7 protein-coding genes and 1 pseudogene are annotated in these 13,361 nt (G+C 60.5%); 2 read left to right on the top strand and 6 right to left on the bottom strand.

The features are described from left to right. Positions 1-98 precede the first annotated feature (98 nt). Complete coding sequence (locus LJU29_RS21305; protein WP_257112822.1) at positions 99-6,347, bottom strand: Ig-like domain-containing protein; 6,249 nt, start codon at positions 6,345-6,347, stop codon at positions 99-101. Between the two features lie 139 nt (positions 6,348-6,486). Continuing rightward, positions 6,487-7,323: a sulfotransferase family protein gene (locus LJU29_RS21300; protein ID WP_054996688.1), complete on the bottom strand. Its 837-nt coding sequence runs from the start codon at positions 7,321-7,323 to the stop codon at positions 6,487-6,489. A gap of 365 nt (positions 7,324-7,688) precedes the next feature. Here LJU29_RS21300 and LJU29_RS21295 point away from each other — a divergent pair, with 365 nt between their 5' ends. Then, positions 7,689-8,279, top strand: a complete 591-nt coding sequence (locus LJU29_RS21295; RefSeq protein ID WP_054996687.1) for a phage tail protein — start codon at positions 7,689-7,691, stop codon at positions 8,277-8,279. 54 nt (positions 8,280-8,333) lie between these two features. Further along, complete coding sequence (locus LJU29_RS21290) at positions 8,334-8,645, top strand: DUF6916 family protein (RefSeq protein ID WP_005745808.1); 312 nt, start codon at positions 8,334-8,336, stop codon at positions 8,643-8,645. Here LJU29_RS21290 and LJU29_RS21285 read toward each other — a convergent pair whose 3' ends face one another. From LJU29_RS21285 to LJU29_RS21270, 4 genes and pseudogenes are all read right to left on the bottom strand, one after another. After that, positions 8,646-9,155, bottom strand: coding sequence for a GNAT family N-acetyltransferase (locus tag LJU29_RS21285; protein ID WP_257111171.1), 510 nt, complete (start codon positions 9,153-9,155; stop codon positions 8,646-8,648). It abuts the gene before it with no gap. A 29-nt stretch (positions 9,156-9,184) separates the two neighbouring features. Next, positions 9,185-11,281: pseudogene (locus tag LJU29_RS21280) on the bottom strand (site-2 protease family protein). Then, on the bottom strand, positions 11,281-12,603 hold the full coding sequence (locus LJU29_RS21275; protein WP_005756860.1) for an efflux RND transporter periplasmic adaptor subunit: 1,323 nt from the start codon (positions 12,601-12,603) through the stop codon (positions 11,281-11,283). Before LJU29_RS21275 ends, LJU29_RS21280 begins: the two are co-directional and overlap by 1 nt. After that, the gene (locus LJU29_RS21270; RefSeq protein WP_257112821.1) at positions 12,600-13,349 is read right to left on the bottom strand and encodes an efflux RND transporter periplasmic adaptor subunit; all 750 of its coding nucleotides are present in this window, start codon (positions 13,347-13,349) and stop codon (positions 12,600-12,602) included. Before LJU29_RS21270 ends, LJU29_RS21275 begins: the two co-directional genes overlap by 4 nt. Between the last annotated feature and the right edge of the window lie 12 nt (positions 13,350-13,361).

The following is a 13,361-nucleotide window of genomic DNA, read 5'->3' as shown; positions in this document are numbered from 1 at the left end:
CTTCTGACTTCTTTTCATGCTCCGACCGCCCCTAGCTCTAGCTACCGCATTCTTTTTTATGAGCGCCGTACAGGTACGACGCCTTACCAAACCCTGTTTCAGGCTTGCACTTCACTCACACCGACTTCCCCTAAAGCCCATGCCAGTGCGCTCAGTTTTTCTTGCTCGTTATCGGTGATCTGTTGCAACTGCTGACCCAGGGTCAACGCGCCGAAACCTGCCTGGATGCTCTGTGACGAGTCTCGCAGGTCATTGCTGCCAGCGCTGTTGAGGGCGCCCGTCGTCGAGCTGTCCGTCGCGGATTCGCGGGAAAACAGCGTCGACAGCGTGCTGCTGCCGAACACGCTGCCTTCGCCGCTGTTGAAGCCTGTGAACCCGGAGCCCGGGCCGCCGACACTGCTGGAGTCGAACACCTGGGCAATAAAGCTGGGTGCCAGGGCGCGGTTGGTAATGAAGATATTGCCCACAGGCGGCAGACCACCCCCGGTAGTGCGCTGTTCGAACAACGGCGAGAAGCTCAATGGCGAACCCAGATTGCCGGTTGGCAGATCGAACAGTGCCGGCTGCAGTGGCAGATTCCGTGTGTTGACCAGCGGTGCTGGCGCGTCTATCCGGAACTGCGGGTCTCCGGTCAGCGACGTGGTCGTGATGGCGTAGTTGGGAGACAGCGCGATGCCTGTCCCTGCGTTGCCTGCCCGGTCAGTTACTGTGCTGCTGTCCAGCACAATGAAGTTGCTCGGGTCAGTGACATTCGCCGTCGGCGTCAGGGTCGCGGTCCAAGTGGCTCCGCCATCGCTGCTGGCCAGGTTGGACAGCGTGCCGTTGGCCACGCTGACATCCGCCAGCGTGAAGTTATTCACCGGCTCGCTGAAGGCAAAAGTCACCAGGGATGTCTGACCCGTCGCCAGGTTTGGATTGGCGATGGAAATGTTCGCTGTCGGACGCTGGTTATCGATGCTGTAGTTGCTGGACAGCGCGACTGTCGTACCCGCGTTGCCGGCCAGATCGTCGATCCTGCCGCTGTCCAGAACGATGAAGTTGTTGGCTGCGGTGATATTGGCATCCGGCGTCAGGGTGGCGGTCCAGGTGAGGCCGCTGTCGCTGCTGCTCAGGCCGGACAGGCTGCCGTTGCCGACACTGATGTCCGACAGATCGAAATTGGTCACGCGCTCGCTGAAGGCGAAGGTCACCAGCGAGGTTTGACCGATGGCCAGGTTCGGATTGGCGACGGTAATGGTCGCGGTCGGGCGCTGAGTATCGATGGTGTAGTTGTTCGAGGCCGTGGTGCCGCTGCCGGTACTGCCCGATGCGTTGGTGACACCGGTGTTATCCAGCGTGATCAGGTTGCTTGCATCGGTCACGTTTGCGTTTGGTGTGAAGGTGGCAGTCCAGGTGCTGCCGCCATCGCTGCTGGAAACCGTGCTCAGCGTGCCATTGGCGACACTCAGGTCGGCGTTGCTGAACCCGCTGACCGCCTGACTGAACGTGAACGTGACCAGAGTCGTTTCGCCTGCGGACAGGGCATTGTCGGCCACCACGATGGTGGCGGAAGGTCTGGTCGTGTCGACGGTGAAACTTCCCGAACTGATGATGCCGCTGCCCGCGTTGCCCGCCAGGTCGGTGACACCTGCGCTGTTCAGGCTGATCTGCCCGGTGCTGGCATTCACATTTGCGTTTGGTGTGAAGGTGGCAGTCCAGGTGATGCCGCCGTCATTGCTGCTGACCGTGCTCAGTGTGCCGTTCGGTACGTTCAGGTCGCTGTTGTCGAAACCACTGACTGCCTCACTGAAGGTGATAGTGACCAGTGAGGTTTCACCCGCCGAAAGGGCGTTGTCAGCTATTACGATGCTGGCGGTCGGTCGCGTCTGGTCGATGGTGTAGTTATTGGAGAGCGTCAGGCCGCTGCCCACGTTACCGGCCAGGTCAGTCACGCCGCCATTGTTCAGGGTCACCGAGTTGCTTGCGCTGGTAATGCCTGCGGTCGGAGTAAGCGTTGCCGTCCAGGTAATACCGCCGTCGCTGCTGCTGACCGCGCTCAGGGTGCCGTTGGCAACGCTCAGGTCCGCATTGGTGAAACCGCTGACCGCTTCGCTGAAGGTGATCGTTACCAGAGAGGTTTCACCGACGGCCAGCGCATTGTCGGCCACCACAATGGTGGCGGTAGGGCGCAGGGTGTCGATGGCGTAGTTGTTCGAAGACGTGATGCCGCTGCCGGCGTTGCCCGGGGCATTGGTGAACCCGGTGTTGTCCAGGGTCACGAGGTTGCTTGCGTCGGTGACATTGGCGTTCGGCGTGAAGGTCGCGATCCAGGTGATACCACCGTCGCTGCTGCTGACCGCGCTCAACGTACCGTTCTCGACCGTCAGGTCGGCGTTGTTGAAACCGCTGACCGCTTCGCTGAAGGTGATGGTGACCAGCGAGGTTTCGCCCACAGACAACGCACTGTCGGCGACGACGACGGTGGCGGTCGGCTGCTGAGTGGCAATGGTGAAATTGCCGGAATCGGTCGTGCCGCTGCCGATATTGCCTGCCAGATCGGTCACGCCCGTGTTGTTCAGCGTGATCACGTTCGTGGTATCGGCGACATTGGCATTCGGCGTATAGGTCGCCGTCCAGGTGATACCGCCGTCGCTGCTGCTCACAGCGCTCAAGGTGCCGTTGGGTACGCTCAGGTCGGCGTTGGTAAAGCCGCTCACTGCCTCGCTGAAGGTAATGGTAACCAGTGAGGTTTCACCTGCGGTCAAGGCATTGTCCGACATTGTGATACTGGCAGTCGGGCGTACCGTGTCGATGGCGTAATTGTTCGACGTGCTCAGGCCGCTGCCGGCGTTGCCCGCCAGATCGGTGACGCCGCCGTTGCTCAGATTCACCGAATTGATGTTGCTGTTGACCCCTGCGGTCGGCGTCAGGGTGGCGGTCCAGGTGATGCCGCCATCGCTGCTGCTGACCGTACTCAGTGTGCCGTTGCTGATGCTCAGGTCGGCATTGGTGAAACCGCTGACCGCTTCGCTGAAGGTGATGGTCACCAGCGACGTTTCACCAATGCCCAGCGCGTTGTCGGCCACCACGATGCTGGCCGTCGGGCGCTGAGTGTCGATGGCATAGTTGTTGGAACTGATGGTGCCAGTGCCTGCGTTGCCGGAAGCGTTGGCGACGCCGCTTGCATTGAGCGTGATCAGGTTGGTGGTATCGGTCACGTTGGCGGTTGGCGTGAGGGTCGCGGTCCAGGTGATGCCACCGTCGCTGCTGCTCACTGCGCTCAAGGTGCCATTGGCGATGGTCAGGTCGGCATTGTTAAACCCGGTCACGGCTTCGCTGAAGGTAATGGTGACCAGCGAGGTTTCGCCAGCAGAAAGGGTGCTGTCGGCCACGACCACGGTAGCGCTCGGGCGCACGGTGTCGATGGTGAAGTTGCCCGAGTTGCTGGTGCCGGACCCGGCATTGCCAGCCAGATCCGTTACACCTGCGTTGTTCAGGCTGATCAGGTTGGTGGTGTCGTTGACGTTGTTGTTCGGCGTGTAGGTCGCCGTCCAGGTTATGCCGCCGTCGCTGCTGGTGACGGTGCTCAAGGTGCCGTTGGGCACTGTCAGGTCGGCATTGGTGAAACCGCTGACGGCCTCGCTGAAGGTAATCGTCACCAGTGATGTTTCACCGGCCGTGAGACTGGCGTCTGCCACCAGAATGCTTGCAGTCGGGCGCTGGGTATCGATGGCGTAATTGTTCGAGGTTGTGGTACCCGAACCCGTATTGCCCGCAGCATCGGTGACCCCAGTGTTGTCCAGAGTGATCACGTTGGTGCTGTCGGTAATGTTGTTGGTCGGCGTGAATGTCGCGGTCCAGACAATATTGTTGCTGGTGGTCACGGTACTCAGGGTGCCGTTGACGACGGTCAGGTCCGCGTTGGTGAAACCGGACACCGCCTCACTGAAGGTGATGGTCACCTGCGAGGTTTCACCAATGCTCAGGGAGTTGTCGGCCAGCACGATGGTTGCGGTCGGGCGCGACGTGTCGATGGCGTAGTTGTTGGACGTGGCAGTGCCTGAACCGGCGTTTCCGGACAGATCCTGCACGCCTGCCCGGTTGAGGCTGATCTGGTTGGTGGTGCTGGTCAGGTTGGCGGTCGGTGTCAGGGTCGCGGTCCAGGTTTTGCCGCCATCACTGCTGCTCACAGCGGTTAATGTGCCATTGGCGACCGAGATGTCGGTGTTGTCGAAGCCTGTAACCACTTCACTGAACGTAAAGGTGACCAGTGATGTTTCACCCGCTGCCAGTGCGGTGTCTGCTACCACGACAGTCGCTGTCGGCGGAACGGTATCGGACACTGCGTAGCTGTTGGAGGTCACTGTCCCGGTACCGATATTGCCGGCTGAGTCCTGCACCGCCGATAACGGCAGGCTGATCGCATTGGAATTGGAGGAAGTGTTGCTGGAGGCCGTAAGAGTGGCTGTCCAGGTAATGTTGTTGGTGGTCACCAGGTTGCTCAACGTACCGTTGGGCACGGTGATTTCGGAGATTTCCAGGCCGAAGACCGGCTCGCTGAACGTGAAGGTGACCAGCGATGTGCCACCCGAACTCAGCGACGTATTGGCAATCACGATGCTGGTGCCCGTTGGTGCAGTCGTGTCAGAGGTATAGGCCGTGTTGAGCGTGCCGCCGTCGTTGAGGATGTTATTGACGGCGGTAGGCGAGGTGCCATTGGTGCCGCCGCTGATCGCTTGTCCACCAGATCCGCTGCCACCCACGTTGCCGGTCAAGGCCGCGTTGTTGCCTGAAGTGATGTTGAGTGTGCCTTTGTTCCAGATCGCCCCGATACCACGGCCGCCGTTGCCGCCAATCGTGCCGCCACCGCCGCCACCACCGCCTGCTCCGATGTTGCTGCTGATGGTCGAAGTGCCGATGATCGCCAGCGTACCGGTCGATGCGTTGTAAATGCCGCCGACTGCTGATCCGCCTCTGCCGCCACTGGCGTCATAGCCCGAACCGCCGCCACCGCCACCGATGGTGCGTCCGCCGCTGGTCGCAGTACCGCCTGCGCCACCGATGGTGTACCCGGAAGTGCCAAGGCCCCCCGCGCCGCCACCCGCAGAAGTACCGCCTTTACCACCCATGTACACAGTGTTGAACCCGGCACCGTTGCCGCCGGTATTGGCTGACGGGGCCGTAGGGGTGTAAGTCCCGGCACTGCCACCCGTAGCACCGTTTTGCCCGCCGATGCCGCCGCCGCCGCCACCACCACCCCCTACGGTGGGCGAGAGGACACCGCCACCACCGCCACCGCCTGCTGCCGCGTTTGCAGTCACCGTGACGTTGCGCAGGGTGAGGTTGCCGGCGTTGTTGATACCGCCGCCCAGCGCATCAGAGGCCGAAATGGCCGAGCCGCTGTTTGCGCCCGCCGTGCTGGCCACGCCTCGGGTGATGATCACGCCGTCGAGTGTGGCCGTCACTCCCGAGTTGACCCTGATGACGCTGGTTCTGTTCTGGCCGTCCAGCGTGACGTCGGCAACTCCGTCGTTGTTCAGGTCACCATCAAGGGTGATGTTCTTGCTGACCACCAGTTGGCTTTGCAGCGCGACGGTCATGCCGCTCGAAAAGGTTACGATATCGCCGTTCTGGGCATTGGTCAGCGCTTCACGCAAGCTGCCTGCGCCGGTGTTGCTGGTGGAGGTGACCGTAAACGTTGCCAGCCCCCACTGGTAGGCATCCATCGACTGTTGCGAGAGGGCGCTGACGCTTTCAATGCTGCCGGTGGCGATTTCCAGATCCCAGTCGCCACCCACACCGGTGCGGTTAGTGGACGCAGCAACATCGCGGCCAGTCAGGGTTGCCAGCGAGTCGACAAAGCTCAGGCCGGTGTCGCCCTCGGCGGTGTTGCAGGCGTAGATCAGAATATCGCCACCAACATTCATGTCGTTGCCGATTTCGGCCAGCAGGGCGCTGCGTTGCGCGATGTTGTCCGCGGAAACATAGCTGTTGCCCAGCCAAAGGTCGCCGGAGTTGCCGTGCGCAATGATCTGCACTGAGCTGACGCCCTGATGAGACCCCAGGTAATCGGCAATCTGTTGCAGGCCATCCTTGGTGGCGTCCAGTTCGACGACTTGCGCACCGGGCGCAACGCCCGCCAGCAGGCTGGCCGAATCCTTCACCCGTGAATCGACAAATACGACGGTGGTGCCGGGTAAGGCGGCAGGCGTTGCGGCCACGTCCGAAGAGGCTGGCGCTTGCGCGTGATGGTCGTTACTGGCGCTGTTGGCCTGCTCGGCGCTTTTGGCCGATGCGTCGGGCGTGGGCTGGCTGTCCGGCTGGGCCGCTTCAGCAACGGTGGCTGCGACCGCACCGTCGAACAGCATGCGCGGTTCGAGAGACATGATCATGGGCGAAACGGGGGAGGTTGCACTCGACGGTGCCCGCTTTGCAGTCCGCGATTTTTGTTTATTCCACCACATGTTGCTCACCAGAGATCGAACGTTACGAGTGATAAAACCGCAGTCAGTTAACGGCGGCGTCTGATTTCATGCGGATGACATTGGCTGCGCTGGCAGACCCGTCATTCCAGAACGACAACTTTGAATACTGCTCGAACAGGTCGGGCGGCAGGATGGTGGGCCTTTGCTCCAGCGCAACGCGCGGCTTGACCTTGTGCAGGCCTGATACGCCCAGCGCATCATCGAACTGCGGGGCGTCATAGGCGAGGTTGTTGAAGTCGTGTTCAAACCACGGTTCTTCGATGAAGTCGTAGACCAGCCGTATGACCCGTTCCGGGGCCTGGGACAGCAGTTCGTAATCGATCAACAGAATCGAGTCGGCATGCTCGCCGTAATAGGCTTCCTTGAGCGATGCCCAGGCAAAGCCCACCAGACGATTGCGCTGCGCCAGCGTCTCGACCCGGCTGTAGACCGTATTGCGTTCCACGTCATCGTTGAACAGCTTGGTGTTTTCAAAAGGGTTGGCGCGGTACAAACGTTCGATACTGTCCATGACCCAGGCGACGTTACGTACGCAGGCAATTACTTTGCTTTGCGGGAACAGGTCCATAAGCGCAGGCAGACGTGAACACCAGCCACGGTTTGTATCGAACACCACGTCTTTATCGGCCTTGTCGGCGTAGTAGGACTCGAAAACCCCGCGCAACAAGCGACGACGCACATCGGTGTTGATCACTGAGGAGAATTCACTGCCAGCGCTGCACTGGCCAAGAATACTGGAGAAAAGAGAGCCAACCGGGCTGCTCATACCCGCATGAAAGCGCGGATTTTGCAGGAGAATGGCTGATAGCAGTGTGGAGCCCGATCGTGGCAAACCTGCAATGAAGTGGAATTTTTGCATCCATGCGCCCCGGAAAAACAACTGTTTATACGAGTGTGTGAACTACGTAACAAAGTGCATTCATATGCCAGTAGTTCGACAGGAGCCAGCATGTCTTGAGGGATGGGAACGTTAAAAAAACTGATGTGGCGTTCTCCCTCCCGATTTTATTAGGGTTTTCCCGATGAAAGAATGATGAGTATCAGATGAACGGTAATGAACTTTCCAACAAATACTTTTGAATGTCACTGGATGTGCGACGGATAACGGTCATTTGCAAAAACATTTACACCCTGAAAACTGCGTCTACGCTTCTATCCTGCCACCTGTGGACCGTGCCTCGGTGGATCGAAGTTTCCCATGACATAGAAGAAGGATGAGGGTGTATGGAAGTTTTTATGGGTTCGATCATGATGTTCAGTTTTGATTATGCGCCTTCAGGCTGGGTGCAATGCAACGGACAAACAATGAGCATCGCCCAATACCAGGCTTTGTATTCACTGATGGGTGTCAAGTATGGAGGTAACGGTTCGTCAACCTTCATGGTGCCTAATTTTCAGGGGCGAGTGCCGATGAATCAGGGCTCCGGCGTCAACCTCACCCCCCGTGCGATGGGCGACAGTTCGGGGGTCGAAAAGGTAACGGTTGCCATCGCCAACATGCCAGCTCATGTACATGCACTGAGTACACTGACAGCGACCACCACGATCAATCTGGCCAACCCGGCAGTGACCGGGGCGACCATCGCGCCCACCACAGACAATGCGTTCATAGGTGCTTCCACTAGCGGACCGACCTCCGCCAATATCTTTTCGCCCAATCCAGGCACCGCACCTGTCGTGCAGAAGGGCGTCAGTACCGCCATCACCGGAACCATGCAGCCCGCCGGAGGCAGCCTGCCTATCGACAGCATGAACCCGTTCCTGGTGGTGAACTTCAGTATCGCCCTGCAGGGTCTTTTCCCTACCAGGGACTGATCTGACACGAGTCCCGGGACGGGCTATTCCCACTCATTTCACTGGAGATGCGTCATGCTGCAAGACGTTACCGTTGAACACTTCCAGAGCCTGCTGGGTAATACCTGCCAGTTGCAAATGAGCGACGGCAGCCAGTTGCCTGTGCATGTCGCCTCAGTGGCCGAAAAACCGCAGGCACGAGCCGCCCGGCAACAGCGTATGCCGTTCAACGTTTCACTGGAGTCACTTGAGCCCAGCGAGTTTGTCGATGGGGCCTGTGCTATCGAACTGCCGGAGCTGGGCCTGCTACAGAATGTGTTCGTCTCTCGTGTTCCCGCCATGGGCCGCGACGAGAACCTGGCCTACTACTGCATAAGCTTCAACTGATCAAAAGGCAGCGGTCTGGCCTGGATACCAGATCAGTCTCGCCGCCGCCACATCCTGCTCTTCAACCTGAAACCCCAGCGCCAGATATTGCTGGCGAGCATGCGGGTTGTTGGCCCAGACCACTGTTGCCACCGGGCAGCGGATCTGTTCGGCGGCCTGCTGCACACCCTGCAAAACGTTGCGCCCGTAGCCCTTGCCGCGCGCTGCCGGAATGAACGCCAGATACAGCACGCGTATCTCGTTGTGTCCGAAATCTGTGACCAGCGCACCGATGGGCGTGCCGAGCTTTTCAATCACGTAGTGCATGGCGTTGGGGAAGTTTTCTCCCTGTCCTAGATCCTGCACGCGAAACTGCTGGGCGATGACGTCTTCAACCTGATCGCGTTCGCCGTCGATCGATTGCAGATCGGGCCGCGCCGAGTGGTAGAGCATCTGCAGAAAGGCAGTGTCGGTTTCTCTCGATGGCCTTACAACCAGTCCGTCGAGGTTGGCGAAAGGTTTTTTTGTCATCAGGGCTGTCCTCTGTCCATGTGTCAGCTTCAGAACCCGCTTTCTCTTACTCCCAGGGCGGCAAGCCTGCGCCAGGTTGCGCCCAGCATGGATTCACTACGGCCGTCCAGCACCGCGACGCCGCGCAAAGGCTGAGACGGTGCTGCGGTATTGTCGACCAGTCTAAGGCGTACACCATACTGGCCCTGTACCGGTTCGGCGCGCTGATTTTCGTCGCGCCGCACGGCAATCGGTCCGTGGTGATCGGAACTCAACGCCTCTTGATCCAGCCACGCCACGCCGTTGGCATCGACTTCCTGAAGCTCCACGAGCAGCGACTCACGCATCGGATCATCGGCAATAAAGCGTCCGCGATCACCAGGTGCGATACGCCACAGCGCGTTCTCGGCCACGTAACCGCGAATTCGCGTGCCTTCCTCGACAATCCTCAGCAGCGGGTCTCTGGTCGAAACCCAGCGACCTTCGCTCAACTGAGGCAGCAGGTCGCGCACCTGCCCGGCCTTGGGAGCGCGTAACAGCAGACGTTCGCGTCGTGCGGCCAGGCCGCGATACTCGGCAACTGCTTCGGCCAGACGCTGTTCGAGAATCCCGGCATCGGCGGCGGTCTCGCTGCGGCCTGCCTGACGACGCATCTGCAACTGCAAAATGTTGATCTCACGGCGCACGATACTTTGCCGCGAGTCGATATCCGGGGATTCCAGTTCCATCAGCACGGCGCCTTGTTCGACCTTCTGGCCGTCGTGCACATTGACCTGTCTGACTCTGGCAGCGGCCGGGGCATGTATGGCCGTCACACTTTCGGCTTCCAGCATCACCGGCAACTCGACACTGCTGTGCCACGGTACTATGAGCAACAGGAGCAGTGCCAGCAAGCCTGCCGCACTGAGCAGCACACGGGGTGCTTACGCCTGTTCGCGGTGTGACCACCAGTGGTGACATTCCTTGAAAATCGGCAGAAAAATGAACCAGCCCAACTCCACCAGCATCAGGAAAATCCCCAGCAACTTGAAAAACAGATGGTAGACCGCCAGCGCGATGCCAAAAAACAATGCTGCACGCCACAACCAGGACAGATACCCCCACCACAATAGACGACGCTGCATGGCCGCTGACCACGGCTCCGGTGCGGGAAGGCCGTAGCCGAACAGTGCCTCGCGCAGTCGCCAGCGACACAGGGCAAAAGCCCGGCCCTGAAGATTGTCGACTTCCCAAAAATCGCTGATCAGAAAGTAACCATCAAAGCGCATGAGCGGATTGAGGTTGACCACCACAGTGGTCAGCCACGTCGCGCTGGCGAGCATGAATGCTGCGGTGCGCGCCGGCCCGTCGGGCAGCAGTGACCAGGCCAGCAAGGCGATGCATGCCAGCAACATTTCCGCCAGCACGCCGCCTGCGCCGATCAGCAATCGGGCGCGGCGATCGTTGACCCGCCAGGCATCGCTGACATCGGTATAGAACAACGGCAACAGTACCATGAACGCTACGCCCATGCTCTGTACCCGGCATCCGGCACGCTTGGCCATGAATGCGTGGCCGAACTCATGGCAGAGTTTGGCGAAAAACAGCGCTATACCGAATGCCAGCGCGCCACCCAGGCTGAACAGGTGGGGAAAGGTCCCGATGAAGCGTTGCCAGTCCCGGGCTACCAGAAAAATTCCCAGCCCCAGCGTGAGCGGCAGCCCGTAGCGCAGTAATCCTGAGCCATGGCGCGCCAGCCACGGCCAGACGCGGTTTAGAAATGCGTCAGGACGCCAGAGCGGAATCCGGAAGAACAGATATTGATGCAAGAGCATCTGCCACAGCCCATGACGTGCCGCTGCGGCCTTGTAGGCGTAGCTGGCGCGCTGCTCCGGATCGCGCGCTACGATCAGGTCATGGCCGCGTAAAAAACGCAACAGTTCGTCAATCTCGGTGTTGCCCAACGGCAGGCCCGGCTCGCGGTTTGCCGCTTGCAGCACCTGTGAAGCATCACCCAGCGCCCAATGACGCAACAGGCGAATGGCCTGGGTGCCAAGCTTGAAATAGCGACCGCGCACCGGGTCGGCCAAGGTCCAGCGTGGCGAACCGTCAAGGGCTGGGGCGGCAGGTGTAAGCTGCAAATCTGCACGCAGGTTGGGCAGGTTCATTACAGGCCTACACTTTGACGCAGGCCGGCAAGAGGGCGACGCAGCAGGTACAGCGCCAGTGGAGCACGGTCGCCGAATACCTTGGCTGTGCCACGCAGCCCGATCCGGGGTGGCGGCGAATCGAGAAAGCTGGCATCCAGACGATACGCCAGCTGCCCGCCGGGAGTGGGCTGGGCCTCATAGGCTGCTCGCTCAAGGCGGGCGGCATGCCGTTGCAGCGGGTCGCTGTCCAGAAACAATGCGATTTCGGCATCCGGTTGCAGGGCGATGGCGTCGCCAACTGCCAGCTCGATGCGCAGCTCGGCCTGAGTCGGGTCGGCAATTTCCAGCAGACGCTCGCCGGTCTGCACCGGCTTGCCGAGCCAGCGCTGGGCATCGGCAAATACCGCGATACCGTCGCGTTCGGCGCGCACTTCACTGCGTTTAAGCAGTTCACGGGCATAATCGCGCTCGGCACGCTTCTGCTCGACACGGGCCGCCAGCAGGTCGATTCGTGAACTGGATTCGGCATCGGCGAAAGAGCGCTGCGAGTTGGCTTTCAGTTCCGCTTCGGCAACGCCCAGTGCCCGTTCGGCTACATCAGCCTGAGCCTTGAGGGTCGTGTTCTCGAAACGCAGCAGCAGGTCCCCGGTCTTGACGACCTGATTGGGCTTGACCAGAAACTCGGCCACCACGCCATCCAGCGGCGCAGCCACCACGCGTCCGCCCAGCGGTACGACTTCGGCGGGTGCCAGTACCGACTGACGCACCGGAATCAGCAGGCACAACAGCGCCAGCATCACTAGTAAGGCCTGGCGCTTGCGGTTGAAGCGCAGGCGCCACGGTTTTCCGGGCTGCAAGGCGAGCCACGCGTGGCTGCAGGTATCGCCCAGTTGCGCCAGCAGGATTTGCTCTGCGGGTGTCCACGGCGTGTCGCGGGCCAGCCACAGGCCGCCAAACACCTCACCTTTACGGTCTTGCAGCGGCAGCCAGAAAACATGCGGTGCCGAGAGGCTGTTCCAGTCATCGCGTACCGATGCGCTGAGTGAACCCATGTGCACGACGCGCGCCGGTTTGACCTGCTCCAGTTTCAGCAACTGGCCGACGGCATGTTCGACAAAGGCCACGAACGGCGCATTGGGTTCGATGATGCTGACTCCCGTCACTGAGCGCACCTTGCCGGCGATCACAAGCGCTGCGTGGCGATAGCCGAACAACCCCTGGCTGTCGTTGACCAGGCTGTACGCCAGTTGATCTATCGCAGGTGCGGCGCGGGTCAGCCGTTCAAGGTCGAGAAACTGCGCGAAAACCCGTTCAACCGCGCCGGATGCGGGGGCGTTCACTTGAGCTCCGCAAAATGTGCAGTACCGCTCATGCCTCCCAGCAGGCCCTCCGCTTTGGGCAGGCTGGCGATCAGCAGCAATGTCTGGCTGCCTTCATCGATACGCGCACCGAGGCGCTTGACGGTGGCGGTCAGCGGCTGACCGGTCTCGTCGGGAACGAAGCTGAAGGTTTGTCCGGGCTTGAGTCTGCTCATCCAGCGCGAGGGCACCAGCAGGTGAATTTCCAGCGTGCGGTTGTCGACGATTTCGAGCATCGGCGTACCGGCTGCGACACTCTCGTAACGCTTCACCTTGCGCTCGACCACTTGCCCGTCGTAGGGCGCAACCACGCTGCAGCGCTTGATCTGTACCTGATAGACGCCAGACTGCGCCTGAGTTTCGGAAAGCTTTGCCTCGGCACGTGCCACCTCGAAACGACCCACCGAGTTGAGCGCCGCCAGTTGCCGGTTGTGCGCCAGTTCCTCGCTGGCACCACGGCTGGCCGCCTGCGCGGCATTGAGCTGAGCCTGGTAGGCCGAACAGTCGAAGCGGGCGAGGGTATCGCCTTTGTTGAAAGACTCGCCTTCCTGGAAAGGCAGGTCAGTAATACGGCCGGACAACTCGCTGGCGAGGACCGCCTGATTGGTTGCGCGCAATACGCCCCGCGTTTCGCTGGACGAGGTGGGTGTACTGGCTGCTGCGTTGTCCTCGATCAGTCCGGCATCGCTCGGCGTTTGCGCCTGAGCCAGACCTGCCACACTTAGCATCCCTAAAAGTAC

Origin of the sequence: Pseudomonas ficuserectae (assembly GCF_024584585.1) — a bacterium.
GTDB lineage: Bacteria > Pseudomonadota > Gammaproteobacteria > Pseudomonadales > Pseudomonadaceae > Aquipseudomonas > Aquipseudomonas amygdali.
Note: the sequence above shows the minus strand (reverse complement) of the source record. Positions and strands in the feature narration are given on the sequence as shown.